The following is a 25,197-nucleotide window of genomic DNA, read 5'->3' on the forward strand; positions in this document are numbered from 1 at the left end:
TCTTGGCGCGTTCCGGCCGAAAGGCCAAGGAGGATGCGTCCATGGGTGAATATCGCGGCGAGATCGCCATCGACCGGCCGGCGGCGGAAGTCTTCGGCTTCCTCTCCGATATCCGCAACATGCCGCGCTACCTGCCCACGGTCCGCAAGGCCGCGCCGAGCGGCGACGGCAAGGTGGCCATGCAGGGCGAGGCCAATGGCCACCCCTACAAGGACGAAGGCTGGCTGAAATGCGATGCCGGTGCCCTCAGGATGCAGTGGGGCTCGGACAGCAAGCCGGACTACGGCGGCACGATCGAGGTGCGGGAGGCCGGTTCGGGCGCCCGGGTCTCGCTGAGCATGAGCCTGACGCCGGAGTCCGAGGTGGCGGCGCGGATGCAGCGGGACTCCGGCTCGGTGGACCACGCCATGCGGCAGGCGATGGACCGCACGCTGGAGGCCATCAAGGGCGCCTGCGAGACCCCGGCCGAGGCGCCATCCCGTGCCGACGACCTGCCCGAGAGCCGGCCCTTCGGCAGCAGCGCGACGCTAAACCCGGATATCTGAGCCGACTGAGCGAGGTGTCCTGATTGCTGCGGCGCAAGAAAACCTTGCGTCGCCGGGGCGGTCCGATAGCTTCTCCCGCGATCCCGAGGGAGACCGATCATGCTGCGCCGCGCCGTCCTTGCCACCGCCCTCGCCACGCCCCTGGCGATGCCCTTCCTGGCGCGGGCGCAGAGCTTCCCCAAGATCACCATCGGCATGTCCGGCTGGACCGGCTTCGCGCCGCTGACCCTGGCCGAGCAGGCTGGGCTCTTCAAGGCGAATGGCCTGGAGGTCGAAACCAAGTTCGTCCCGCAGCGGGAGCGCAACCTGGCGCTCGTCGGCGGCGCGCTGAACTGCGTGGTGACCACGGTCGATACCATGATCCTCTGGGCCAGCGCGGCGCCGCTGGTGCAGGTGCTGGTGCTGGACCGCTCCAAAGGCGGCGACGGCGTCGCGGTGCGGCCGGCCATCAATGGCTGGGCCGACCTCAAGGGCAAGACCATCGCGGTGGATGGCGCCGGGACCACGCCCTATTTCGTGCTGGCCTACATGATGCGGGAGAATGGCGTCAGCATAAAGGACGTCACCACCGCGACCCTGGCGCCGCAGCCGGCAGCCCAGGCCTTCGTCGCCGGGCAATTCGACGGCTGCTCCACCTATGAGCCCTATCTCTCCCAGGTCCGCGGCATGGGCGCCGACAAGGGCAGGATCCTGGCGACCACGGTGAACCATGCCTGCGTGGTGGATACGCTCGGCTTCCAGCCCGCCTTCATCCAGGCCAATCCGGAAGCGGTCCGCCGCGTGGTGAAGAGCTGGTACGACGCCCTGGCGATGATCGAGCGCGAGCCGGACCGCAGCTACGAGATCATGGGCAAGCGGGTCAACCAGACCGGCGAGGCCTTCAAGGCCAGCGCGCAATACATCGAGTGGCTGGATCAGGCGAAGAACAAGGACTACGTCGCCGGCGGCCTGCCGACCTTCATGCAGAAGGCGCATCTGGTGCAGCGGGAGACGGGCGTGGTCCGGCAGGACGTGGACCTGGGCAAGCTGCTGGATACCAAGTTTATCTAATTTTCCAGGACAAATATTTACCCAAGTCATTATTTTGGAATTATTAAGAAGGATTGAGAAGATTGAATACTCCAGAAGATGCACTCGACGGCGTCCTAAATTTTGGAGGCATCGACGCGCCATCGGATACATTGCTTGACGAATGTTTTGAAAGTCACGCTGCATATGTTGATGCTCGTGGTCACAGTAGGTTTGTCATAATTGGCCGCAAAGGAAGCGGAAAATCAGCAGTTTTTCGTCGCCTTCAGGCTTCGGCGGACTCAACACGCTTCGCATTTGGCCACGTGTTTTCCGATTATCCGTGGCACTTCCACACAAAACAAAAGCAGCATGGCGTTCCAGAAGAACATTGCTATATCAATAGCTGGTCATACTTAATATTTATGACCTTAGCTAAGCTTCTTTTAAATCAAGACAATTCTCAGCCTTACTCAGAATCATCGGTCGAGCAATTAGCCCTATTAGAGAGCTTTGTTTCCGACACATACGGATCCCGAGATCCGTCTATTGTGAGTATATTTGTTCCAACAAAAGAAATTAAGCTTAAAGCTGAGTTAGGCATTGACTGGAAAATTATAAAAGGAAAAATATCTGGAGAAGGAATGCCAATTGAATATTTGCCTTTAATAGCTGACGATTTAAATAGAACTCTTTTAACTGCTGTAACTTCTTGCGCCAATCCAGATAAAGAGTACTTTGTTTGCTTTGATGAGCTAGATCTCGGCATGAGTCTTTCAGACGGAGACTATCAAAATCGCATTGTCGGGCTTTTATTAGCCGCAAGAAAAATCAACTATTTTTCAAGAAGTAAATCAAAGCGCATCACAGTCGTTGTTTTTCTTAGAGACGATATTTATAGCTCACTACATTTCGAGGATAAAAATAAAATCACAGAATCGGATGTATCTATTATTCAATGGGATGAAGACAAAAATAATCCGACATTGAAGCCTTTGATGGAAAAGCGGTTTCATAAGGTTCTTGGGGTTGATGAAGCAAAAGCATGGGACCAAGTTTTTGACGAGACAAAAGAGATGACAGGACATCAAACTAAATATCAACACATAGCAGATCGAACTTTTTTGCGGCCGCGTGATTTTATAAAATTTTGCAACGAAACTCTCGCCGTATATAAAAGCAGAAATGATTCCCGACAAGGAAAATTCGAGAATATTGATGTTATTCAAGCAAGACGTTCTTATTCTGAATATTTACTCAATGAGCTTGACGATGAAATCCGCAAACATCATCCAAATTATAAAATGTACCTTGAGGTTTTTAAAACTATAAACAGTTTACAATTTACAATGGCTGATATGGAGAAGGCCTGCGAAGAACGAAAAAGCTTCTTGCCTGAAAATTTACGACCTCAAGATATATTATCTCAAATGTTCGATTTTTCGGTGGTCGGTTATTATCGCCCTGGTGGTGGAGCAGGTGGTGCAGACTACATTTTCCGCCACAAAGATAGACGCGCAATGTTTAATGAAAATGCAGCCAATTATCGAATTCATGCCGGATTCATGGAGGCATTAGGAGTGAAGAAGTTTACGAAATCTGCATAAATTTTGAAGGCGCTACACTGTGGCTTTGAGCTTTTCTCCGTTGCAGCCGGTCTCCCCCGGCGCCCGGGTCGTCCTGGGCGCCGGCTTCTTCGTCGTCTTCATCGCCGCCTGGGGGCTGGCGACCTATGGCGGCTGGGTGCCGCCGCTCTTCCTTGCTTCGCCGGGGAAGACGCTGGTCGCCGGCTGGTCGCTGCTGACCGAGTTCAACTTCGCCGGCGACATCGCCATCACCATCTGGCGGGTGGTCGGCGGCTTCCTCATCGCCGCGCTCATGGCGGTGCCGCTCGGCCTGCTGATGGGTGCCTTCAAGCCGGTCGAGGCCTTCTTCGAGCCCTTCTTCTCCTTCGCCCGCTACCTGCCGGCTTCCGCCTTCATCCCGCTGCTGATCCTCTGGGCCGGCGTGGGGGAGGCGCAGAAGCTCTCGGTCATCGTCATCGGCAGCGTCTTCCAGCTCGTCATCATGGTCACCGGCATCGCCGGCGCCACGCGGCTCGACCTGGTGGAGGCGGCGCGGACGCTGGGCTCCCGCCGCATCGCCATCCTGCGGCGCGTCGTCATCCCGGCGGCGGCGCCGCAGATCGCCGAGACCCTGCGGCTCGTGCTCGGCTGGGCCTGGACCTACGTGATCGTGGCGGAGCTGATCGGCGCGACCAGCGGCATCGGCCACATGATCATGGACAGCCAGCGGCTGCTGGATACCGGGCAGATGATCTTCGGCATCGCGGTCATCGGCATCATCGGGCTGGTGACCGACCTGCTGTTCAAGGCGCTGAACCGCCGGCTGTTCCCCTGGGCGGTGATCTGATGTCGGCCAAGACCCTGCGCGTCGAGGGTGTCACCCGGACCTTCCCGGGGCGCGGCCGCACCGCGCCGACGCTCGCCCTGCAGCCCACCGATGTCAGCGTGGCCCCGGGCGAGTTCGTTGCCCTCCTCGGCCCCTCCGGCTGCGGCAAGTCGACGCTGCTGCGGATCGTCGCCGGGCTGGACCGGCCGAGCGCCGGGCGGGTGCTGCTGGATGCCGTGCCGGTCACCGGCCCCGGGCCGGACCGCGGCATGGTCTTCCAGTCCTATACCCTGTTCCCCTGGCTGACCGTCGCGCAGAACATCCGCTACGGCCTGGCCGAGCGCGGCCTGCCGGAGGCGCAGCAGGCCGAGATCGCCGCCCGCTTCATCGCCCGCACCGGCCTCCGCGGCTTCGAGAACCATTGGCCGAAGCAGCTCTCCGGCGGCATGCAGCAGCGCTGCGCCCTGGCCCGGGCCCTGGCGAACGACCCGGAGATCCTGCTGCTGGACGAGCCCTTCGGCGCGCTCGACCACCAGACGCGGGAGCTGATGCAGGAGCTGCTGCTGGAGATCTGGGACGCGGATCGGAAAACGGTGCTGTTCGTCACCCACGACATCGACGAGGCGATCTTCCTCTCGAACCGCGTCCTGGTCATGTCCGCCCGCCCCGGCCGGATCAAGGCGGAGGTCGCGGTCCCCCTGCCCTATCCGCGCGACTGGACGATGAAGACCACGCCCGAATTCGCCGTGCTGAAGGCCCGGCTGATGGGCGAGATCCGCGAGGAGGTGCGGAAGTCCATCGCTGCCGTCTAGCCTTTCGCCCGGAACGGGTGACTAATCCCGGCGAAGCGATGGGAGGCTGCGATGCGTCTGGGTGTGATGCTGCCGCTGAGCGATATCGGCGGCGAGCCGCAGGTGGTGCGGGACTTCGCCCTGGCCGCCGAGGGGATGGGCTATACCAACCTCGGCCTGGCCGACCACGTGCTCGGGGTGAATGCCGCCTCGCGCCCGGATTGGGGCGACCGCAATACCTCGGCCGACCTGTTCCACGACCCCTTCGTCTGCTTCGGCTACCTCGCCGGGCTCTGCCGCCCCACCACCGAATTCTCGACCCAGGTGCTGATCCTGGCGCAGCGCCAGGCGGTGCTGGTGGCGAAGCAGGCGGCGAGCCTCGACCTGCTCTGCGGCGGGCGCTTCCGGCTCGGCGTCGGCGTCGGCTGGAACCCGGTCGAGTTCACCGGCCTGAACGAGAACTTCGGCAACCGCGGCCGCCGCAGCGCCGAGCAGGTCGAGGTCATGCAGCAGCTCTGGGCCGCGCCGCATGTGAGCTTCAAGGGCCGCTGGCACGAGATCCAGGACGCCGGGATCAACCCGCTGCCGGTCCACCGCCGCGTGCCGGTCTGGTTCGGCGGCCATGTCGAGCAGACCCTGGAACGCATCGCCACGCTCGGCGACGGCTGGATCATGAATGCCTATCCGCCGGGCGCCGAAATCGAGGCCGAGCTTGCCAAGCTGCGCCGCCTGACGGAAGCCGCGGGGCGCGACCCGGCGGCCATCGGGCTCGAGGTCTGGGTCTCCGGCGGCGCCGGCGACGAGTCCTCGTGGCGGGCCGAGGTCGCCTATTGGAAGACCCAGGGCGCCACGCATATCACCCTGACCAATACCTTCGGCCGGCGGCACCACAAGCGCATCGCCGGGCGCAGCGTGGCCGACCATCTGGCCGTCATGCGGCGCTTCCAATCGGCGGTGGCAGACGTCCTGTGACCGTCGCCATCGGCCTCGGCCTGCAGGACTTCCCCTTCTCCGGCGCGGCACCCTTCTGGGCCTGGGTGGACCTCTGCGAGGCCGGCGGGCTCGACAGCCTGTGGCAGACCGACCGGATCGTCAGCCGCACGCCGATCCTCGAATGCATGGCGGTGATGGCGGCGCTGGCCGGGCGGACGCGGCGGATCAAGTTCGGGATGAACGTCGTCTCCCTGGCGATGCGGGATCCGGTGCTGCTGGCCAAGCAATGCGCCACCATCGACATGCTCTCGGGCGGCCGGCTGCTGCCGGGCTTCGGCATCGGCAGCCCGCTGGCCCCCGAATGGGCCGCGCTGAACCTCGACCCGAAGCAACGCGGCCGCATGACCGATGAGGCGCTGGAGATCATCCACCGCCTCTGGCACGCGGAGAGCGTCGATTTCGAAGGCCGCATCTGGCAGCTCAAGGGCGCCTCGATTGCGCCGCGCCCGGTGCAGGCGGCGCTGCCGATGTGGATCGGCGGCGCATCCGAAGCGGCGGTGCGGCGCACCGCGCGCTACGGCAGCGGCTGGCAGGCCGGGGCGGAGACGCCGGAGGAAGCCGGGGCCGTGGTCGCCGCCATCAAGGCGGCGCTGCCCGCCACCGGCCGGACCATCGACGACGACCACTACGGCGCCGCCTTCGCCTTCCGCTTCGGCAGCGCCGAGGACCCCGGCGTGCAACGGCTGATGGCGGCCTATCGCAAGCGCACGGGCAAGGACCCGGCCGGCCGCTTCGTCACCGGCGATGCCGCATCCATCCTCGACCGCATCGGCGAATACGTCTCGGCGGGCTTGTCCAAGTTCATCCTGCGGCCGCTCGGCGAGGGCGATGCGGAGGTGCTGGCGCAGTCGCGCCAACTCATCGAGCAGGTGCTGCCCGAGGTCGCGCGGCGCTGGCCGAAGCCGGGGCGCTGAGCCACAATCCCGGGCAAGACCACCCGGGAGAAACCTCCATGACCGTCACCCGCCGCCTTGCGCTGGCCGCGCCCGCGCTGCTGCTCGGCACCCGCGCCAAGGCCCAGGCCTTCCCCAACCGCCCCGTCCGGATGGTCGTCCCCTATACCCCGGGCGGCGTCTCCGACATCACCGCGCGGCTGATGGCGGACCCGCTGGCCGCCGCCTGGGGCCAGGCGGTGCCGGTCGAGAACCGCGCCGGCGCCGATGGCGTCATCGGCACCGAGGTCGTGGCGCGGTCCGCCCCGGATGGCCATGTGCTGGGGCTGGTCTCGGTCGGGCATCCGGTGAATGCCGCCTATTACAAGCTGCCCTACGACACCATGAAGGACTTCTCCTTCATCACGCAGACCACCTCGACGCCGCTGGTGCTCTGTGCCGCGAAGAATTTCGCCGCCAGCACCCCGGCCGAGCTGGTCGCCCATGCGAAGAAGAATCCCGGCGTCACCTTCGCCGGCACCGGCGGCGTGGTGCGGCTGGCCCCCGTCCTGTTCGGCCAGCAGACCGGCACCGACCTCACCTACGTGCCCTATCGCGGCAGCACCCAGGCGCATCCGGATCTCATGGCCGGCCGCGTCGACATCATGTTCGATACCGTCCCGGCGGCGCTGGTGCATATCCAGTCCGGCGCGCTGAAGGCGCTGGCGACCACGGGGGCGAAGCGGGCGCCGCAGCTGCCGGAGGTGCCGACCATCGGCGAGGCCTTCCTGCCGGGCTTCGAGGCCTCGACCTGGGGCATGGTCATCGGCCCGGCCGGCATCCCGGCCGAGATCCTGGCCAGGCTGAATGCCGATTGCGTCGCCGCGGTGCGCCGGCCGGAGGTGATGGACCGCCACAAGGTGCTCGGCGCCGAGGTGGTCACCTCCTCGCCGGAGGAGATGCGCCGCTTCTGCCAGGCGGAGATGGAGAAATGGGGCGATGCGGCACGGAAGGCCGGGATCGTCCCGCAATAGGGAGTCGCCCCGCAGGCGTCGGGACTGCGGCGGTCAGGCCCCGAGGCGGGCCGCCGGCCGGAGCAGCCCTTCCAGCAGGTCCAGCAGGTCGCAGGGGACGAAAGGCTTCTGCAGCCGCGGCACCCCCTCATGCGGGCCCGCGCCCAGACCTTCGTCATAGCCGGTCATCAGCACGAAAGGCACGCCGATCCGCAGCAGCGCATCGGCGACCGGAGCCACGCTTTCGCCGCCCAAATTCATGTCGAGCACGGCGGCATCCAGCCCCCCGTCGGACGCCGCAGCGGTCAGCAGCGCCAGGGCATCCTCCACCGAGGCAGCCGGCCCCAGCACCTTGGCGCCCAGGTCGATCAGCTCGTCCTCGACCAGCAGGGCGACCATGGCCTCATCCTCGACCACCAGTATTCGCCTGTTGTTCAGCGGCATGTGGCTGTTTCGGGAAAATACCAATGTCACGCGGACGTCACTCCTGACCCGGGCTGCAAGCAGCGGGTGGTCCAGCAGCGGGGACGCTAAGGTTCCTACCAGCCCTTGTTTGTACGCTTGCGGACGATGTCTGCCGGGTCGCTCTCCGCCTGCCCCAGCAACCGTTCGTATTCCGAACGGACCGCAGCGAAGCATTCGCAGGCGGCCTGTTCCAGCCCCGCCCGGTCGGTCACCTCCATCTGCCCGCGGTCGTAGCGGATGAGGCCGGCCCGCTGCAGGCTGCCGGCGGCGACGCTGACGCCGGCGCGGCGCAGCCCCAGCATCATCGACAGCAATTCATGGGTGATCGGGAACCGGTCCTCGTCGGCCCGATCATGCGCCATGAGCAGCCAGCGGGCGAGGCGCTGCTCGGTCTGGTGCCGGCCGTTGCAGGCGGCGGTATGGGCGACCTGCTCATGATGCGCCAGGGCATAGCGCAGCAGTCGCTGCCTCAGGGCCGGGCTCCATTCGCAAGCCTCCAGCAGGGCCCCCGCCTCGATCCGCAGCGCCGTGCCGGGGCATTGCACGATGCCCTCGATATCGGACCGGTCCGTGCCATAGACCAGCGGCAGGCCGAGCATGCCTTCGCGCCCGACCAGCCCCACCTCGGCGCCGTCGCCATCCTCGAGCGTGATGACCATGGAAATGAATCCGCTTTCGATGAAATAGCCGGCGGTGATGGCCTCGTTGGGGATCTGCACCATCTGGCGGAACGGCAGTTCCACGCTCTGCAACAGCGGCGCAAGCCGCGCCCAATCCTCCGGCGGCAGACCGGCGAGAAGCCGATTGCGCGGGCCAGGCGACGAAATTTCAGGCAATGATCACACCTCGCAACGATAGCCGGCGAGAGACTGCGATCTCCCGCCGCCGCGCCGGCTCCGCGCGGCGATCCTCCAGCTATGCGCCGGAAACGATGTTGTCGGTACGGTTTCGAGGATCGTTCAGATTTCCCTGCACATAAACCTGCGCCGGCATCGCCGCGGGTCGTCAGGCGGCAGGCAGCCAGACGCGGAAGGTCGCCCCGCTGCCCGGCTCGCTCTCGATCAGCAGATGGCCGCGGTGCCGGTTTACGATATGCTTGACGATGGCAAGGCCGAGGCCGGTGCCACCGGCGCTGCGCGAACGGCCGCGGTCCACCCGGTAGAAACGCTCGGTCAGCCGGGGAATATGCTCGGGCGGGATGCCGGGGCCGTCGTCGGTGACGGAGAGCAGCACGCCCGGCCGGTTGGGCAGGCGAAGGTTCGGCAGGCGGGGGCCGCCGGTGCAGCGTCCGACCGCAAGCCTTACCTCGCCGCCCTCGCGGCCATGGCGGACGGCATTCTCCAGCAGGTTGCGGATCACCTGGGCGAGCTGCTCGCCATCGGCCGGCCCCGCCATGGCCTCCTCCAGCGCCAGCGCCAGGGTGGCGCCGCGGCCGCGGAACAGCGGCTCCAGCGCCTCCGCCTCGGCCTTGGCGATGGCGGCGACATCCGCGGTGCCGGTCGGTGGCTGGTGCTCGGTCAGCTCGATCCGGGACAGGCCGAGCAGGTCGTCGATCAGCCGCCGCATCCGCTCCGACTGCTCGGCCATGATGCCGAGGAAGCGCTTGCGCGCCACCGCGTCATCCTCGGCCGGGCCGCGCAGCGTCTCGATGAAGCCGATCAGGCTGGCGAGCGGGGTGCGCAGCTCATGGCTGGCATTGGCGACGAAATCCGCCCGCATCCGCTCCACCGCCCGCTCCCGCGACCGGTCCGACAGCATGATGACGATGCGGCCGCCATCGGCCAGCGCCGGTTCCATCGGGATGACCTGGGCGGCGATCTCCCGCATCACCGGCACCGGCAGCACCAGGTCGGCGGTCTGCGGCCGGCCATCGGCCAGCGCCTTGTCGACCGCCGCGGCCAGGGTCGGGTGGCGCAGCAGGGCGGCGACGTCGCCGTCGCGCGGCGGCCCGGCGGCGCCCCCGTTGCCGCCGCTGCCGAACAGGGCGCGGGCGGCGGCATTGGCGCGCAGCGGCGCACGGTCCGGCGAGAGCACCAGCAGCGGATCGGGCAGCCGCTCCACGATCGCCTCATCCGCCCGGCGCAGGCGGCCCACCAGCTCCCCCTGGGCGGCCAGGCTGCGGGCGAGGCGGGCGACGCCCTCGGCGATCTCGCCGACCGCGGGCAGCAGCGGGGTGCCATCGGGCGGCACCAGCTGGCCGTCCTCCTCGGCGGCGCGGCGCAGCGCCTCCGCCAGCCGGGCGAGGTTGCCGATCCAGAGCCGCGCCACGGCCAGGGCCGCGAGCAGGCAGACGGCCAGGGCGAGGATCCCATGCAGCGGATCCACCGCGCCTTCCAGCAGCAGCACCCCCAGCACCAGGACCGGGACGCCGCCGATCAGCCCGGCGGCGCCGAGCAGCCGGGCGAGCGGCGGCGACGCCATGGCCCTCAGCTGCCGGCGGCGCCGGGGATCGGGGCCGGCTGCACCAGCCGCGGCTCGCCGGAAGGATCCAGCGCGAACAGCGCCAGGCCGTGCTGGGCCAGGCCCTCCGGCGCCAGGCGGATCGGGCCGTCGGCGCCGAGCATGGCCTGGCCGACGGTCCCCGCCAGCGGACCCGCCATCGCGCCATCGCCCTCCCGCGCCGCCCGGCTGGCCAGCGCCGCGGCATCATAGGCGACGCCGGCGAGGCGCGGCGGACGCTCCCCGAAGGCGGACTGGTAGCGCTGCTCGAAGGCGGAGCGGGTGGCCGGGTCGGGGCCGGGGAACCAGGCATCGGCCAGCGCCGGCTCGCGCGCCACCACCGGGTCCTGCGCCCAGAGCGAGGTGCCCATCAGCCGGGCCGGCTGCGGCAGCGCGGTCGCCAGGGCGATGGCCGCCGCCTTGGCGCGCTCGCCGCCGAGGCCGAGCAGCACCGCATCCAGCCCTTCCGGCCCTGCCTGCGTCGCCAGGTCGCGGGCGGCGGCGGCGCTGTCGCCCGCCCGCGCATGCAGCACGACGACCGGCGCGGCGAGGCCGAGCGCCGGCATCCGGGCGCGCAGCGCGGCGGCGAGGCGCCGGCCGAACTCGTCATCCGGCGCGATCAGCCCGAAGCGCCGGGCGCCGAGGGCGGCGGCGGCATTGGCCAGCCGCTCCGCCTGTTCCGCCGGCGTCGTGCCGAGCACCCAGACGCCGTTCCCCGCCTGGGCGGCATCCGAGGTGAAGGCCATGAGCGGCGCGCGGGCGGCCCGGGCCGGGCCCGCCGCGGCGGCGGTCTCGGTCAGGGTCAGCGGCCCGGCGAGTGCCCGGGCCCCCTCGCCGAGGGCGGACCGGGCCGCCTCGGCGGCGCCGGCCGGGGTGCTGCCGGTATCGCGGGGCAGGAATTCGATCCCCGGATCGGCCTGGTCGAACAAGGCGAGCTGGGCGGCATTGAGCATCGCCTGGCCGAGCGGGCGGTTGGCCCCGCTGAGCGGCAGCAGCAGCCCGACCCGGGTGCGCGGCGGCTCGACCGGCAGCGGCGCCGCGGCGGGCGCCGGCCAGGCCGGGGTGGCGTAGCGCGGCGGGGCTTGCGTGGCACAGGCGACGAGGGGCAAGAGCAGGGCCAGCAGGCCCAGGCGTACCGCAACCCGCCGCTTCGGGTGACGCCGGGGGCCGGCGGTGGAACAGGATGGCGGCGCAACGCATGACGGATTTGGCAAGCGATCCTCCTGACCCGGTGCCGGCCGGCACCCTGCCGGCAGGCATCTCAACCGGTCTGACCCTGGTGGCAACGCCGATCGGCAACCTTGGTGACCTGTCGCCCCGCGCGCTGGCGGCCATGCAGGGCGCCGCCGTGGTGCTCTGCGAGGATACCAGGGTAACCGGCGCCATGCTGGCCCGGCATGGTGTTTCGGTGACCATGGTTCCTCTGCACGAGCACAATGAGGATGACCAGACCCCACGCATCCTGGAACGCCTGCGGGCGGGCGAAAGAATCGCCCTGGTTTCGGATGCCGGGACGCCGCTGGTCTCCGACCCCGGCTATCGGCTGGTGCGCGCGGCCATCGCGGCCGGGCTGCCGGTGGGCGCGGTGCCCGGGCCGAATGCCGCGGTCATGGCGCTGACCCTGTCCGGGCTGCCGCCGCATCCCTTCCTCTTCCTCGGCTTCCTGCCGGTGAAGGCAGGGGCGCGGACGGCCGAGATCGCCCGGCTGCGGGCGGTGGAACGGGCCGGGCTGGCCGCCAGCCTGATCTTCTACGAAGCGCCGCACCGGCTGGCCGAAACCCTGGCGGCGCTCGCCGAGGGCTTCGGCCCGGCCCGGCCGGCGGCGGTGGCGCGGGAGCTGACCAAGCGCTTCGAGGAGGTCCGGCGCGGCACCCTGGCGGTGCTGGCCGCGCATTACGCCGCCGAGCAGGCCCGCGGCGAGATCGCGATCGTGATAGGCCCGGCGCCCGAGGAGGCCGCCGGTGCGGTCGAACTCGACCAGGCGCTGCGGGATGCGCTGGCGGCGGGACTCAGCGTGCGGGACGCCGCCGCCGCGGTGGCGACCGCGACGGGCCTGCCGCGCAAGCAGGTCTATCGCCGGGCGCTGGAGATGGGAGGCGGGGATGGTGGATAAGGCCAAGGTCACGGCGGCGGAACGCCGGGTGCTGCGGGTGATCGAGCAGGCGACGGTCAAGATCGACCATGCGGTGAACGAGGCCCAGATGATCGCCTTCGACGCCATGGAGGCCACGGGCCCCGAGCGGCTGACGCTGGCCGGGAAGGCGCTGGAGACCAGCGGGCTCAGCGTCGATGCCTGGGGCATCCTGGCCGCCGAGGCGCCGGACGGGTCGGCCTTCGCCCTCCAGCTCTGGCGGCATGCGGTGGCGGTGGGGGAGGCCGGCTTCGGCCCCTGGCGCATGGCCGCATGGAAGGGCGAGTTCTGGCAGATCATCGAGACCCGCCCCTATATGCGCGCCCGCCAGGGACTGGCGCTGGAGCTGCGCCGGCAAGGCGCGGTGGCCGAGGCCATCGATACCCTGCGCGGCACCCTGGCGCTGAACCCGAACGACAACCAGGGGATCCGCTACATCCTGCTGGACTGGCTGCTGGAGGCCGGCGCGGTGCCGGAAGCCGCGGCGCTGCATGGCGCCTATGAGGAGGACGACAGCGCCGCCTGGCACTACGGCGCCCTGCTGCTGGCCTTCCGCCAGGGCGGCGCGGCGGCCGCGGCGCCCCTGCTGGCGGTGGCGCTGGCGAACAACCCGCATGTGCCGGGGCTGCTGCTCGGCCGGGTGGCGGCACCGGCGGCGGAGCCGGAATTCTATACGCCGGGCGAGGCCAGCGAGGCGGTGGTCTATCTGCAGACCGGCGCCGCCGGCTGGCAGGCCGCGCCCGGGGCCCTGGACTGGCTGCGGGAGGCGGTGCCGGGCGAGGAAGCACCGCCGGCGAAGCCGAAGCGGAAGGCGAAGCCCAGGGCCTAGCGCAGCAGCACCGGCAGCATGGCGTCCAGCCGCATCCGGCCCTCGTCCGTCGCCAGCAGCCGCCCGGCCGGGCTCCATTCCAGGTAGCCTTCGTCCAGGCAGGCCAGCAGCATGGCCGGGTCCAGCGCCTCGGCCAGCGACAGGCCGCTGCGCGCCTGGATGCGGGCCGGGTCGATCCCCTCGGTCAGCCGCAGCCCCATCAGCAGCGCCTCCCGGGCGCGGTCCTGCGAGCTCAGGCTCTCCTCCGACGTCGTGGCATGGCCGTCGCGTTCGACCCGCGTCAGCCATTCCTCCGGCGCCCGGTGGCGGCGGCCGGCGAGCAGGGCGCCATCGAGCATCAACCGTTGATGCGCCCCGGGGCCGATGCCGAGGTAGTCGCCATAGCGCCAATAGACCAGGTTGTGCCGGCTTTCGGCTCCCGGCTTGGCGTAGTTCGAGATCTCATAGGGGGCGAGGCCGAAGCGCGCCGCCTCCTCGACCGTCGCCCAGTACAGCCGCGCCGCCTCATCCGCATCCGGCAGGGTGAAGGCGCCGCGGGCATATTCGGTGGCGAAGCGCGTCCCCGGCTCGATGGTGAGCTGGTAGAGCGAGAGGTGGTCGGCGGCCAGCGCCAGCGCCTGGCGCAACTCCGCCCGCCAGGCCGCCTCGGGCTGGTGCGGCCGGGCATAGATCAGGTCGAAGGACAGCCGCGGGAACAGCCTGCGGCCGATCTCGAGCGCCGCCATCGCCTGCGCCGCGTCGTGCCGGCGACCGAGGAAGCGCAGCGCCTCCCCATCCAGCGCCTGGATGCCGAGCGAGAGGCGGTTGACGCCGGCATCGCGGATTTCGCCGAGGCGCGCCGCCTCCACGCTGGTCGGGTTGGCCTCCAGCGTCACCTCGAGGTCGGCCGGCGCATCGAACAGCGCCCTTGCATCGGCGATCAGCGCGGCGGCGGTCGATGGGTCCATCAGGCTCGGGGTGCCGCCGCCGAAGAAGATGCTGGCCAGCGGCCGGCGGCCATGGCGGTTGGCCCGCGCCGCCTCATGCGCCAGCTCCCGCCGCAGCCCCTCGCGCCAGCGAACCTGGTCGATGCTGTCGCGGACATGGCTGTTGAAGTCGCAATAGGGGCATTTCGCGGCGCAGAACGGCCAGTGGATGTAAAGCGCGATGGGTTCCATAGATGCGGGATATGGCCCCGCCGGGGCCGCCTGTCGAACCCGAGCCGGAACTCCGTCCCATGCTGCCCATCACCGCCTTCTATGCCGCCCTCTGCGGCCTGGTTTTCGCCGGCCTGACGCTGGGGGTGGTCCGGGCGCGGATGCGCAGCAAGGTGCTGCTCGGCACCGGCGGCGACCGGATGCTGGAACGGGCGGTGCGGGCGCATGCCAATTTCAGCGAATTCGTCCCCCTGGCCCTGGTGCTGCTGGCGCTGGCCGAGGGGCTGGGGCTGGCCGCCTGGGCGCTGCATGCCTTGGGCGCGGTGCTGGTGCTGGCCCGCATCGGCCATGGCATCGGCATCAGCCGGGAGCCGGACGTCGCCGCCCTGCGCGGCCTCGGCGCGGTGCTGACGCTGAGCGTGGTGCTGCTGGCCAGCCTCGCGCTGCTGGCGCTCGCCGCCCCGCGCATCCTGGGCTAGCCTCCAGCCTCCAACCAGGGAGGGAAAGCCCATGCCGACGACCGTGAAGGATATGGTGGCCGCCGCCAATGCCAGCGTGCCGCGGATCAGCGCCGCCGAGGCCCAGGCGCTGCAGGCCTCGGGCAAGGCCGTCTTCATCGACCTGCGCGAGCCGGCCGAGATCACCGCCTCCGGCAAGGTGCCGGGCGCCCTGCCGATCCCGCGCGGGCTGCTCGAATTCCGCGTCGATCCGGAAAGCCCGGCGCGCAACCCGGCGCTGGGCAAGCCGACGGTCATCACCTACTGCGCCTCGGGCGGCCGCGCCGCGCTGGCGGGGAAGATGATGCAGGACCTCGGCTACCCGGATGTGCGCAACCTCGGCGGCTTCAAGGATTGGGTCGAGGGCGGCGGGCCGGTTGAGAAGGGCTGAGCCCATGCGTCCCGTCCGCAAGGTCGCGGTCATCGGCGCCGGGACCATCGGCGCGAGCTGGGCGGCCTGGTTCCTCAGCCGCGGGCTGGAGGTGGTCGCCAGCGACCCCTCCCCCGATGCCCCCGCGCTGATCCGCCGCATGATCGAGGGCGCCTGGCCGATCCAGGGCGCCACGCCGGAGGCCGACCCCGGCCGCTGGTCCTTCGAGCCGGACCCGGTCAAGGCGGTGGCCGGCTGCGATCTGGTGCAGGAAAGCGCGCCGGAACGCTACGAGGTGAAGCAGCCCCTGCTGCGCGCCATCAGCGCGGCGCTGCCGGAGGACGTGCTGATCCTCTGCTCCTCCTCCGGCCTGCTGGTCAGCCGGCTGTCGGAGGGCTGCACCCATCCGGGGCGGGTGGTCATCGGCCATCCCTTCAACCCGCCGCACCTGATCCCGCTGGTCGAGGTGGTGGGCGGCACGACGGCGAGCCCGGCGGCCGTCGCGGCCGCGGTCGCCTTCTACCGCGCCATCGGCAAGTACCCGATCACCCTGAACAAGGAAGTGCCGGGGCACCTGGCGAACCGGCTGCAGGCGGCGCTCTGGCGGGAAGCGGTGCACATGGTGGCGGAGGGCGTGGCCAGCGTCGCCGACGTCGATGCCGCCATCAGCCAGGGGCCCGGCCTGCGCTGGGCGCTGATGGGGCCGCACACGACCTTCCATCTGGCGGGCGGCGAGGGCGGCTATCCCGCCTTCATGCATCACCTGATGCCGGCGGTGACGAGCTGGTGGGAGAGCCTGGGCAACCCGGTGGTGACGCCGGAGCTGCAGGCGAAACTCATTGCCGGGGTGACGGAGGCAACCGGCGGCCGCCCCATCCCCGAACTCGCCGCGGAACGCGATGCGGCGCTGGTACGGCTGCTGGCGGCCAAGGGCTGAACACCAGCCCGAGGCCGCCAGGCGGACCGGAGGGCTAGAGCCTTCCGGTCAGCGCCATCACCAGCAGCACCACCACGACGATGCCGATCAGGCCCGAGGGGTAGTAGCCCCAGCCCCGGCTATGCGGCCAGGTCGGCAGCACGCCGAGCAGCACGACAATCAGGACAATCAGCAGAACGGTTGAACTCATCGCAGGACCTCCGTCCGGCAGCGTGCCGGTGCGGAGGGCGAACGTGTTCCTCGCGCCGTGGTTGCGCCGAATTCACCGGAGGAATTCCGGGGAGATGAGGTTCGGCAGGAAAAGCACAATGCTCGGGAAGACGATGATCAGCACCAGCACCGCGAACATCGGTGCCAGCATGATCATGGTGTCCTTCAGCGCATCGCCGATCCGCATCCCGGCCACCGAGCAGGCGATCATCAGGCACAGCCCATAGGGCGGCGTCACCAGCCCGAAGGCGAGGCTGACGATGCCGATCATGGCGAAATGCACCTGGTCCATGCCGACGCCCATGGTCAGCGGCTGCAGGATGGCGCCGACGATGATGATGGCCGGGATGGCATCCAGGAAGCAGCCGACCACCAGGAAGACGCCGGCGATGAAGAAGCCGACGCCGATCGGACCCATCCCCCAGGTCTTCACCCCGGCGAGCAGGAATTCCGGGATCTGGTAGAAGGCCAGCAGCCAGCCGAAGGCCGAGGCGGTGCCGACGCAGAACAGGGTGACGCCGGCCAGCCGCCCGGTATCGCCGAGCGCCGCGACCAGCCCCTTCCAGTCCATCTCGCAATAGACCACGAAGGACAGGAAGCCGGCATAGAGCACCGCGATGCAGGCGGACTCGGTCGCGGTGAACCAGCCGAAGATCTTGCCGCCGATGATGATCAGCGGCGTCATCAGCGCCGGGATGGAGACGAGGAAGCTGCCGAAGATCTCGGCCAGCGTCGCCCGCGGATAGGTCGGGTAGCCGCGCGCCTTCGCATAGGCATGCACGGTGCCCATCTGCACCAGGGCGATCAACGCGCCGGGGATGACGCCGGCCAGGAACAGCGCGCCGATCGAGACGGTCAGCACGCCGCCCCAGACGATCATCAGGATGGACGGCGGGATGATGACCGCGAGCACCGCGGAGACGGCAGTGATGGCGACGGAGAAGCTGTCGTCGTAGCCCTCCTTCCGCTGCGCCTCGATGAAGATCTTGGACTGCGACGCCGCATCCGCCGTGCTGCTGCCCGAGATGCCGGCGAAGAAGAAGGACAGCACCACGTTGATCTGGGCGAGGCCACCGGGGAAATGCCCGACGAGCGAGCGGGAGAAGTTCATCAGCCGGTCGGTGATGCCGCCGATGTTCATCAGGTTTGCGGTCAGCAGGAAGAAGGGCACCGCCAGCAGGATGAAGGAGTTGTAGGCATTGAAGGTTTCCTGCGCGAGCATCATCGGGCTCAGCCGCGGCTCGATCAGCAGGATGGGCAGGCAGGCGAGGCCGAGCGAGACGGCGACGGGCACGCGCAGCACCAGCAGCAGGAAGAAGATACCGAAGAGGATCTGCGCCGCGGTGCCCGCGCCGAGGACATTGCCACCCATCACGCGTTACCCCGCAGCACGGCGACCGCATTCAGCATGCGTTCGGTCTGGAACAGCAGCCAGACCACGCCGGCGATCGGCCAGGCCATGTGGATGGTCCAGAGCGGCAGCTCGGCCAGCTCGCTGATGCGGTAGATGGCGAATTCGGTGAACTCCCAGCCCCACCAGATGAAGACGCAGGCGAAGATCACGACGAAGCTGCCGGAGAGCAGTTCGAGCTTCGCCTCGCCCCGCGGGGTCAGCCGGGGGAAGACATCGACGACGAAATGCGTGCCCTCCCGCACCGCCAGCATGGCGCCGAGCATGACCGCATAGACCAGGCAGAAGCGGGCCAGTTCCTCGGTCCAGATATAGGCCGGGATGAAGCTGGTGTAGCGGGAGAAGATCTGCAGCGTGACCGGGATGATGATGATCGCGACGCTGACGATGAGAAGGAATGCAATACCGCGGCCGAGCACGAAATTGACGCGGCGGAGCGCGGCCGGCGCCCCGGGGGAGGATGTCGTCATGAGGAATCCTGACTGGGGGAGGCCGGGCGCCGCGCGCAGTACGCGGCGCCCGTTCCGCGACTAGGCGGTCAGCGCGTTGATGCGGTTGAGGATGCTCTCGGCATCGATCTCCCGCGCATAGGCGGCCATGACCGGGTCCACCAGCCGCTTCATCTCGGCGCGCTGGGTGAACTCGACCTTGTGCAGCTTGCCGGACTTGGCCAGGGCCTCGATGATCTGGCCGTCGGCGCTGGACTCCGCTTCGCGGTGGAAGGCCGCGGCCTCCTTGCCGGCCCGCTTGATCGCCGCCTGCAGGTCGTTCGGCAGCTTCGCCAGGGTCTGGGTCGCGAAGCACAGCGGGCGGATGGTGATGGCGTGCTGGGTCATCGAAAGCTGCGGCGCCACCTCGAAGAAGCGCATCTGCTCGACGCCGGCCGCCTCGTTCTCGCCGCCATCGATGACGTTGTTCTGGATGGCGTTGTAGATCTCGTTGTAGGCGATGACGGTGGGCGACATGCCGATGGCGGCGAAGGTGCGGGACCAGATCGGCGCGCCCTGGACCCGGACCTTGAGGCCCTTCAGCTCGGCCAGGTTGGACACCTTCTTGTTGAAGAAGATGTTGCGCACGCCGCCGCCGCCGTAGCCGATCATCGCCACCTTGGCGCGGCGCTCGACCTCGTCGGCCACCGGCTTGAACATGTCCTGGTCCAGCACCGCGTTCCAGTGCGCCAGGTCGCGGAAGATGAAGGGCGCGTCGACGAAGGGCGCCGCCTTGGAGAAGGTGGACATATGCGCCGGCGAAACCACGGCATAGTCCACCGCCCGGCCCTGCGCCATGTACTCGAAGTACTGCTTCTCCAGGCCGAGTGACGAGTTCTTGTGCAGCACGAAGTTGACCGGCTTGCCGTAGTACTGCTTCACCAGCTCCTCGAAGCGGACCAGCGCCTTGGTATAGGGGTGCTCGTCGCCGAATTGGGAGGCGCCGTTCAGCGTGATGGTGCCCTGGGCACGCACGGGGATGGACAGGATGGCGGGCGTGGCGAGCACGCCGCCGAGCAGGGCCCTGCGGTACATCGGATAACTCCCTTGGACATCACGGCCGGCTTCGCGCCGGCTCTGTCCGCGAGATTACCCTCAGACCATGACGGTTGGGAACCGGCTGGTTACGCCGGTTCCCGTTTCTTGTGCGTCAGCCGAGATGCCGGGCGAAGAAGGCCAGGGTCCGCTCCTGTGCCTTGGCCGCATCGGCGGCAACGTAGCTGCCGCGCTCCTCGCAGCCGAAGCCATGGCCGGCGCCCTGGTAGACGAAGATCTCGACCCCGGGCTGGGCGGCGCGGATCGCCTCCACATCGGCCATGGGGATGGAGGCATCGGTCTCGCCGAAGTGGAGCTGCACCGGGCAGCGTGCCTCCTCGTCCTTGGCGGCGACGATGCCGCCGCCGTACCAGCCGCAGGCCGCGGCGAAGGCGCTGGTGCGGGTCGCGCCATGCCAGGCGACGGTGCCGCCCCAGCAATAGCCGACGATGCCGCGCTTCGCCGCCTTGGGCAGGGCGGCGGCGGCGGCCAGCACATCCAGCACGGTCTTGCCGGCATCGATGGTGCCACGGAGGTCGCGGCCGCGCGCCACGTCCGCGGCGGCATAGCCCAGCTCGACGCCGCGCTCGGTCCGGTCGAACAGTGCCGGGGCGATGACGGCGTAGCCTTCCTTGGCGAAATCGTCGCAGATCCGGCGCATGTGCCGGTTCACCCCGAAGATCTCCTGGACGACGACCAGGGCGCGCTTCGCATCGGCCGGGCCGGCGCTATAGGCGGCGAAGGTATGGCCATCGGCGGCGGTGAGTTCGATCATGGGCATGGAAATCTCCTCCCGTTCTGGGGTGTGGGCGCTATGCTGCGGCTATGGGCGAAATCGTCAACCTGAACCGCGTGAAGAAGCAGCAGGCCCGCGTCGCCGCCACGGCCGAGGCGGCGGCCAACCGGGCGAAGCACGGCCGGACCGCGGCCGAGAAGGCCAACGACCGCCGGGCCGAAGCCCGGCGGCAGGCCTTGCTGGATGGGGCGAAGCGCCCGCCCACGAAGGACTAGCTGCGGGCCTCCTGGCCCATGATCTTCTCATAGACCTGCAGGACCGAGGTCGAATCCTGCCCGCCGAGGCCCATCGCCCGTCCCATCCGCATCAGGTTCAGCGCCTCCGGCGCCATCAGCCCGGGCAGCCCATGCTCGGCCGCCAGGTCGACCGCCAGGCCGACATCCTTGTAGGCGAGGTCGAGCGCGAAGCTGGCGGTGAAATTGCCCTTCAGCGCCCGGTTCGCCATGCCGCGGAAGGCCGCGCTGTCGCCTGAGCCATTCTGGATGATGCCGGCCAGGATACCCATGTCGATCCCCGCCAGGGCGCCGAGCATCAGCCCCTCCGCCGCGATCGCCATGTTGCAGAGGGCGAGCATGTTGTTGACCAGCTTGGCGACCGAGCCGGAGCCGACCGGCCCGACATGCACCACCTGGCTGCTGAAGGACGCGAGCAGGCCCCGGTTGGCTTCCACCGTGGCCGCCTCGCCGCCCACCATGACGACGATGGTGCCGTCGGTCGCCCGGATGACGCCGCCGGTGACCGGGCTGTCGAGGAAGCCGATGCCCTTGGCCGCCAGTTCCTCCGCCAGCCGCCGCACCACCGCCGGGGCATTGGTGCTGAGGTCGATCAACGCGGTGCCGGACCTGGCATGGGCGCCGATGGTCGCCGCCACCGCCTCCACATGCTTCGGCGTCGGCAGGGAGGTGAAGATGACGTCGCACTCGGCCGCCAGCGCCGCGATCCCGGTGCCGGCGGTGCCGCCGACCGCGGTGCAGGCGGCGATGGCCTCGGGGTTGAGGTCATAGACCACGACCTCATGGTTCACGCCCTTGATGAGGTTGCGGCACATCGGGCCGCCCATATTGCCGAGACCGATGAACCCGAGCTTCATGGCCGCCCTCTCCCCTTGGATCTTTCCGGGACCAGCCTAGGCGCGCTGCGGCCGGATTGTAAAAATTGGCCCGATGGCGGCGTGCCGGGTAACCTTCGCCCATGAACCCGAGGATCCGCATGCGCCATTTCCCCGCCGCCCTGGCCCCTGCCGTCCTGGCCCCCGCCGTTCTGGGCCCCGCCGTCCTGGCATTCGGACTTCTCGCCCTGTTGGGCTGCGCCAATGAATCGGCCATTCCGGAAGCCGGCATCGCCGGCTCGGGCGGTACCTCCCGCAGCGCCTCGGCCTCCCGGCCGCCGCCGCGGGTGGTCGCCTTCGACGGCCGCTGGATGGGCACCATCACGCTGAACCCGGACCGCACCCGGGAATGCCCGCGCGCGCCCTCACAGGAGCGGGAAATCACCGTCACCCAGGGCCGCGCGACCTTTGTGCTCAATCCCGAGATGCGGCAGACCCAGACCGGTCTGGTCGCCGCCGAGGGATCCGTGCGGCTGGCCGATTCGCTCGATCGGACCATCGCCACGACCGGGCTTTTCGCCGATGGCGTCTTCCTCGGCGAATACCGCAACGGGCTCTGCACCTACACCGTCCGCATGACGAAGCGCAGCTGAGGATGCCGCTGCCGACCCGCCATGTCCTGGCCGGCTTCCCGCCCACCGTCTCCCCCAGCAGCCATGCGGTGGAGGCGGAGGGCTGGGTCTACCTGACCGGGCAGCTCGGCCGCGACCTGGACGATCCGGCGGCACCCCTGCCGGAGGACGTGGCGGCGCAGACGGACCAGGCGCTGGCCAATCTGGCGCGGACCCTGGCCGCGCTCGGCCTGGGGCTGGAGCACGTCGTCTCCTGCCGGGTCTATCTGACGCGCTTCGAGGCGGATTACGCGGCGATGAACGCGGCCTATGCCCGGGCCTTCCCGGCAGGCGCCCGGCCGACCCGGGCCTGCGTCGGCGTCACCGCCCTGGCGCTCGGCGCGCTGGTCGAGATCGAGGCGGTGGCGCGGCGGCCCTAGTCACCGCAGGATCCTGGCGCTCCCCGCCACCCCGAGCAGCAGCGCCGCCACCAGCAGGAAGGCCGCCGGCAGCCCGGCGAATTGGGCGATGATGCCGATCGCCGCCGGGCCGGCCAGCACGCCTGCATAGCCGAGCGTGGTGACCGCCGGGACCGCCAGGCTTTCCGGCATGACGCGCTGGCGGCCCACCGCGGTAAACAGCACCGGGACGATATTGGAACACCCCGCCCCGACCAGCGCATAGCCGGCCAGCGCCGCCTCCCAGGCCGGGACCAGCACGGCGAGGGCGAAGCCGGCCGCAGCCAGCACGCCGCCGGCCAGCACCACCGCCGGCCCGCCGAGCCGGGCGACGATGCGGTCCCCGCCCAGCCGGCCGAGGGTCATGGTGACGGAGAAGGCGGCATAGCCGAGGCCGGCCGTGGCCGGGTCCATGCCCCGCACGGCGGTGAGGAAGACCGCCCCCCAGTCCAGCACCGCGCCCTCGGCCAGGAAGCCGATGCAGCATAGCAGGCCGATCGTCAGCACGATGCCATGCGGCAGGGCGAAGGCGGGGCCACCGCTGGGCTCGCCCCGCGGCAGCAGATGCGGCGCCGCGATGGCCAGCGCCGCCAGGGCCGAAGCCACCACGGCCAGGCTGGCCGCCAGCGGCGCAGCGCCTGCCGCCAGCAGCGCCGCCATGCCGGCCGCGCCGGCGATGCCGCCCAGGCTGAACAGCCCATGGAAGCCGGACATCAGCGGCCGGGCGCTGGCCCGCTCCACCCCGATCGCCTGGATATTGATGGCGACATCCACCGCGCCGATGCCCGCCCCGAAGGCGACCAGGGCCAGCAGCAGCAGCCAGAGGCTGGTCGCCGCGGCCAGCAAGGGCAGCGCCAGGCAGGCGACCAGGGTGCCGAGGGCGACGACCCGGCGGCAGCCCAGCCGCGCGACGGCGGCGCCGGCCAGCGGCATGGCAAGGATCGAGCCGATGCCGAGGCCGAGCAGCAGCAGACCCAGCACCCCCTCCGTCACCCCCAGCCGCGACTTGGCGAAGGGCACCAGCGGCGCCCAGGCCGCCATGACCAGGCCGGCGATGAAGAAGCCGAGGCGCGTCGCACGCTGCTGCCGGCGGAGCAGGTCGGATTCGGTCAATCCAGTCGGATCCTTGTCGATGCCAGGAGGAGGCCCTGGGGCCGTCAGCGCGGCCCGCTTTGCGGCGGCGGCGCGCGATGCTCGATCCAGGCCGAGAGCCGGCGCAGCAGCACATGCGCGAAGAAGACCAGCGCCGTCAGCCCGAGCGCCATGCCGTATTCCGCCAGCCCCGCCGCGGTGCCGACCGCCGCCACCGCCCAGAAGGTGGCCGCGGTGGACAGGCCGCGCACCGTCGTGCCCCGCCGCAGGATGACCCCGGCCCCGAGGAAGCCGACGCCGGTGGCGATCGCCCCCAACGCGGCACCGGGATTGCTGCCGCCATGGTCCACGGCGATGCGGGCGAAGACGCAGGCGGCGGCGGCGACCAGGGCGCAGGACCGCAGCCCGCCGGGATGCCGCCGCCATTCCCGCTCGGCGCCGATCAGGGCGCCCAGCGCGAAGGCCAGCACGACGGTCAGCGCGTGTTCCGGGAAGGGATGCATCAGCCCTTCCACGCCGCGCTAGACGTTGAAGCGGAAGAGCAGGACGTCGCCGTCCTTCACCAGGTATTCCTTGCCCTCGATCCGCATCTTGCCGGATTCCTTGGCGCCCTGCTCGCCACCCAGCGCCACGTAGTCGTCATAGGCGATGGTCTCGCAGGCGATGAAGCCGCGCTCGAAGTCGCCATGGATGACGCCGGCGGCCTGCGGTGCCTTCATCCCGCGGGTGATGGTCCAGGCCCGCGTCTCCTTCGGGCCGACGGTGAAGTAGGTCAGCAGGCCGAGCAGCGCGTAGCCGGCGCGGATGACCCGGTCGAGCCCGGCATCCGGCAGGCCGAGGCTCTCGAGGAACTCGCCGCGGTCGGCCTGGGCCATCTGGCTGATCTCGGCCTCGATGGCGGCGGAGACGACCACGGCGCGGGCGCCCTGCGCCGCGGCCATGGCGAAGACCTTCTCGGAGAAGGCATTGCCGCTGCCGGCGGAGGCTTCCTCGACGTTGCAGACATAGAGCACCGGCTTGGTGGTCAGCAGCTGCAGCCGCTTCGCCGCCTCCTCCTCGCCCTTCGGCACCGCGGTGCGCGCCGGCTTGCCGGCCTGCAGCGCGGCGACGATCGGGTCGATCAGCACCAACTGGGCGATCGCTTCCTTGTCGCCGTTCTTCGCGCGCTTCTGCAGGCCGATCTGGCGCTTCTCCAGCCCCTCGAGGTCGGCCAGCATCAGCTCGGTCTCGACCGTCTCGGCATCCCGCACCGGATCGACGCTGCCCTCGACATGGGTGACGTCGCTGTCCTCGAAGCAGCGGAGGACATGGACGATGGCATCCACCTCCCGGATATTCGCCAGGAATTGGTTGCCCAGGCCCTCGCCCTTGGAGGCGCCGCGCACCAGCCCGGCGATGTCGACGAATTCGAGCGTCGTCGGGACGATCTTCTGGCTTTTCCCGATGCGCGCCAGCTCACCCAGGCGCGGGTCGGGCACGCCGACGCGGCCGACGTTCGGCTCGATGGTGCAGAAGGGATAATTGGCCGCCTGCGCCGCCGCGGTCTCGGTCAGCGCATTGAACAGCGTGGATTTGCCGACATTGGGCAGGCCGACGATGCCGCAGTTGAAACCCACGATACTCTCCTCAAC

Annotated in this window: 30 protein-coding genes; 16 read left to right on the plus strand and 14 right to left on the minus strand. The window is 69.2% G+C overall.

The features are described from left to right. The first annotated feature begins 41 nt into the window (after window positions 1–41). The 8 genes from AC0IW9_RS16065 to AC0IW9_RS16100 all read left to right on the plus strand — a co-directional run bounded on the left by AC0IW9_RS16065 (window position 42) and on the right by AC0IW9_RS16100 (window position 7,634). Window positions 42–545 (plus strand): SRPBCC family protein, encoded by a 504-nt coding sequence (locus AC0IW9_RS16065; protein WP_471649284.1) that lies wholly within the window; start codon window positions 42–44, stop codon window positions 543–545. A 99-nt stretch (window positions 546–644) separates the two neighbouring features. Next, window positions 645–1,595: an ABC transporter substrate-binding protein gene (locus AC0IW9_RS16070; RefSeq protein WP_471649285.1), complete on the plus strand. Its 951-nt coding sequence runs from the start codon at window positions 645–647 to the stop codon at window positions 1,593–1,595. A 62-nt stretch (window positions 1,596–1,657) separates the two neighbouring features. Continuing rightward, window positions 1,658–3,160, plus strand: a complete 1,503-nt coding sequence (locus AC0IW9_RS16075; protein ID WP_471649286.1) for a P-loop ATPase, Sll1717 family — start codon at window positions 1,658–1,660, stop codon at window positions 3,158–3,160. A gap of 19 nt (window positions 3,161–3,179) precedes the next feature. Beyond that, window positions 3,180–3,965: an ABC transporter permease gene (locus AC0IW9_RS16080; RefSeq protein ID WP_471649287.1), complete on the plus strand. Its 786-nt coding sequence runs from the start codon at window positions 3,180–3,182 to the stop codon at window positions 3,963–3,965. Next, window positions 3,965–4,756, plus strand: coding sequence for an ABC transporter ATP-binding protein (locus AC0IW9_RS16085; protein ID WP_471649288.1), 792 nt, complete (start codon window positions 3,965–3,967; stop codon window positions 4,754–4,756). The genes AC0IW9_RS16080 and AC0IW9_RS16085 overlap by 1 nt, the downstream gene beginning before the upstream one ends. Window positions 4,757–4,807: 51 nt before the next feature. Beyond that, window positions 4,808–5,707: an LLM class F420-dependent oxidoreductase gene (locus AC0IW9_RS16090; protein WP_471649289.1), complete on the plus strand. Its 900-nt coding sequence runs from the start codon at window positions 4,808–4,810 to the stop codon at window positions 5,705–5,707. After that, window positions 5,704–6,642: an LLM class flavin-dependent oxidoreductase gene (locus AC0IW9_RS16095; protein ID WP_471649290.1), complete on the plus strand. Its 939-nt coding sequence runs from the start codon at window positions 5,704–5,706 to the stop codon at window positions 6,640–6,642. Before AC0IW9_RS16090 ends, AC0IW9_RS16095 begins: the two co-directional genes overlap by 4 nt. Window positions 6,643–6,680: 38 nt before the next feature. After that, window positions 6,681–7,634 carry a tripartite tricarboxylate transporter substrate binding protein gene (locus tag AC0IW9_RS16100; protein WP_471649291.1) on the plus strand — a complete coding sequence of 318 codons (954 nt, stop codon included), beginning with the start codon at window positions 6,681–6,683 and terminating at the stop codon, window positions 7,632–7,634. Window positions 7,635–7,667: 33 nt separating this feature from the next. Here AC0IW9_RS16100 and AC0IW9_RS16105 read toward each other — a convergent pair whose 3' ends face one another. From AC0IW9_RS16105 to AC0IW9_RS16120, 4 genes are all read right to left on the minus strand, one after another. Beyond that, window positions 7,668–8,057, minus strand: a complete 390-nt coding sequence (locus tag AC0IW9_RS16105) for a response regulator (protein WP_471649292.1) — start codon at window positions 8,055–8,057, stop codon at window positions 7,668–7,670. A gap of 95 nt (window positions 8,058–8,152) precedes the next feature. After that, entirely contained in the window at window positions 8,153–8,821 is a 669-nt protein-coding gene (locus tag AC0IW9_RS16110; RefSeq protein ID WP_471649293.1) for a Crp/Fnr family transcriptional regulator, read from the minus strand. Between the two features lie 262 nt (window positions 8,822–9,083). Beyond that, complete coding sequence (locus tag AC0IW9_RS16115) at window positions 9,084–10,499, minus strand: ATP-binding protein (RefSeq protein WP_471649294.1); 1,416 nt, start codon at window positions 10,497–10,499, stop codon at window positions 9,084–9,086. A gap of 5 nt (window positions 10,500–10,504) precedes the next feature. After that, complete coding sequence (locus tag AC0IW9_RS16120; protein ID WP_471649295.1) at window positions 10,505–11,626, minus strand: ABC transporter substrate-binding protein; 1,122 nt, start codon at window positions 11,624–11,626, stop codon at window positions 10,505–10,507. An 89-nt stretch (window positions 11,627–11,715) separates the two neighbouring features. On the opposite strand from AC0IW9_RS16120, the gene rsmI reads away from it, so the two are divergent. Both rsmI and AC0IW9_RS16130 read left to right on the plus strand, forming a co-directional pair. Next, entirely contained in the window at window positions 11,716–12,630 is a 915-nt protein-coding gene (rsmI, locus tag AC0IW9_RS16125) for a 16S rRNA (cytidine(1402)-2'-O)-methyltransferase (protein ID WP_471649296.1), read from the plus strand. Next, window positions 12,620–13,477 (plus strand): hypothetical protein, encoded by an 858-nt coding sequence (locus AC0IW9_RS16130; protein ID WP_471649297.1) that lies wholly within the window; start codon window positions 12,620–12,622, stop codon window positions 13,475–13,477. Before rsmI ends, AC0IW9_RS16130 begins: the two co-directional genes overlap by 11 nt. Here the strand turns inward: AC0IW9_RS16130 and hemW are convergent. After that, window positions 13,474–14,634, minus strand: a complete 1,161-nt coding sequence (gene hemW, locus AC0IW9_RS16135) for a radical SAM family heme chaperone HemW (protein ID WP_471649298.1) — start codon at window positions 14,632–14,634, stop codon at window positions 13,474–13,476. The two genes, AC0IW9_RS16130 and hemW, sit on opposite strands and share 4 nt — an antisense overlap. Window positions 14,635–14,693: 59 nt before the next feature. Between hemW and AC0IW9_RS16140 the strand changes: the two genes are divergently transcribed. The 3 genes from AC0IW9_RS16140 to AC0IW9_RS16150 are packed head-to-tail and all read left to right on the plus strand — an operon-like array spanning window position 14,694 to window position 16,417. Next, window positions 14,694–15,092: an MAPEG family protein gene (locus AC0IW9_RS16140; protein ID WP_471649299.1), complete on the plus strand. Its 399-nt coding sequence runs from the start codon at window positions 14,694–14,696 to the stop codon at window positions 15,090–15,092. Between the two features lie 31 nt (window positions 15,093–15,123). Continuing rightward, entirely contained in the window at window positions 15,124–15,501 is a 378-nt protein-coding gene (locus tag AC0IW9_RS16145) for a rhodanese-like domain-containing protein (RefSeq protein WP_471649300.1), read from the plus strand. Between the two features lie 4 nt (window positions 15,502–15,505). Then, window positions 15,506–16,417, plus strand: coding sequence for a 3-hydroxyacyl-CoA dehydrogenase NAD-binding domain-containing protein (locus AC0IW9_RS16150; RefSeq protein ID WP_471649301.1), 912 nt, complete (start codon window positions 15,506–15,508; stop codon window positions 16,415–16,417). A 34-nt stretch (window positions 16,418–16,451) separates the two neighbouring features. On the opposite strand, the gene AC0IW9_RS16155 is transcribed toward AC0IW9_RS16150, so the two are convergent. The 5 genes from AC0IW9_RS16155 to AC0IW9_RS16175 all read right to left on the minus strand — a co-directional run bounded on the left by AC0IW9_RS16155 (window position 16,452) and on the right by AC0IW9_RS16175 (window position 20,336). Next, a complete protein-coding gene (locus AC0IW9_RS16155) occupies window positions 16,452–16,607 on the minus strand; it encodes a DUF3309 family protein (protein ID WP_471649302.1) in 156 nt (51 codons plus the stop codon). 72 nt (window positions 16,608–16,679) lie between these two features. Next, window positions 16,680–17,999, minus strand: coding sequence for a TRAP transporter large permease (locus tag AC0IW9_RS16160; protein WP_471649303.1), 1,320 nt, complete (start codon window positions 17,997–17,999; stop codon window positions 16,680–16,682). Continuing rightward, window positions 17,999–18,508 carry a TRAP transporter small permease gene (locus AC0IW9_RS16165; protein WP_471649304.1) on the minus strand — a complete coding sequence of 170 codons (510 nt, stop codon included), beginning with the start codon at window positions 18,506–18,508 and terminating at the stop codon, window positions 17,999–18,001. The genes AC0IW9_RS16160 and AC0IW9_RS16165 overlap by 1 nt, the downstream gene beginning before the upstream one ends. 60 nt (window positions 18,509–18,568) lie before the next feature. Beyond that, a complete protein-coding gene (locus AC0IW9_RS16170) occupies window positions 18,569–19,561 on the minus strand; it encodes a TRAP transporter substrate-binding protein (protein WP_471649305.1) in 993 nt (330 codons plus the stop codon). 115 nt (window positions 19,562–19,676) lie between these two features. Next, on the minus strand, window positions 19,677–20,336 hold the full coding sequence (locus AC0IW9_RS16175) for a dienelactone hydrolase family protein (protein ID WP_471649335.1): 660 nt from the start codon (window positions 20,334–20,336) through the stop codon (window positions 19,677–19,679). A gap of 50 nt (window positions 20,337–20,386) precedes the next feature. Between AC0IW9_RS16175 and AC0IW9_RS16180 the strand changes: the two genes are divergently transcribed. Continuing rightward, window positions 20,387–20,572 carry a DUF4169 family protein gene (locus tag AC0IW9_RS16180; protein ID WP_471649306.1) on the plus strand — a complete coding sequence of 62 codons (186 nt, stop codon included), beginning with the start codon at window positions 20,387–20,389 and terminating at the stop codon, window positions 20,570–20,572. Here AC0IW9_RS16180 and AC0IW9_RS16185 read toward each other — a convergent pair. Then, a complete protein-coding gene (locus AC0IW9_RS16185; protein WP_471649307.1) occupies window positions 20,569–21,447 on the minus strand; it encodes an NAD(P)-dependent oxidoreductase in 879 nt (292 codons plus the stop codon). The genes AC0IW9_RS16180 and AC0IW9_RS16185 overlap by 4 nt on opposite strands. A 119-nt stretch (window positions 21,448–21,566) precedes the next feature. Between AC0IW9_RS16185 and AC0IW9_RS16190 the strand changes: the two genes are divergently transcribed. Both AC0IW9_RS16190 and AC0IW9_RS16195 read left to right on the plus strand, forming a co-directional pair. Further along, window positions 21,567–22,058 carry a hypothetical protein gene (locus AC0IW9_RS16190; RefSeq protein ID WP_471649308.1) on the plus strand — a complete coding sequence of 164 codons (492 nt, stop codon included), beginning with the start codon at window positions 21,567–21,569 and terminating at the stop codon, window positions 22,056–22,058. A 2-nt stretch (window positions 22,059–22,060) separates the two neighbouring features. Continuing rightward, the gene (locus tag AC0IW9_RS16195) at window positions 22,061–22,456 is read left to right on the plus strand and encodes a RidA family protein (RefSeq protein WP_471649309.1); all 396 of its coding nucleotides are present in this window, start codon (window positions 22,061–22,063) and stop codon (window positions 22,454–22,456) included. Here the strand turns inward: AC0IW9_RS16195 and AC0IW9_RS16200 are convergent, their stop codons facing one another. From AC0IW9_RS16200 to ychF, 3 genes are read right to left on the minus strand one after another with little or no spacing between them, the layout of a single operon-like run. Beyond that, window positions 22,457–23,587, minus strand: coding sequence for an MFS transporter (locus tag AC0IW9_RS16200; protein ID WP_471649310.1), 1,131 nt, complete (start codon window positions 23,585–23,587; stop codon window positions 22,457–22,459). A 44-nt stretch (window positions 23,588–23,631) separates the two neighbouring features. Then, window positions 23,632–24,069 carry an MgtC/SapB family protein gene (locus tag AC0IW9_RS16205; protein WP_471649311.1) on the minus strand — a complete coding sequence of 146 codons (438 nt, stop codon included), beginning with the start codon at window positions 24,067–24,069 and terminating at the stop codon, window positions 23,632–23,634. An 18-nt stretch (window positions 24,070–24,087) separates the two neighbouring features. After that, window positions 24,088–25,182, minus strand: a complete 1,095-nt coding sequence (gene ychF, locus AC0IW9_RS16210; protein ID WP_471649312.1) for a redox-regulated ATPase YchF — start codon at window positions 25,180–25,182, stop codon at window positions 24,088–24,090. Window positions 25,183–25,197: the final 15 nt, after the last annotated feature.

This window comes from Belnapia sp. AC561, from assembly GCF_979252845.1.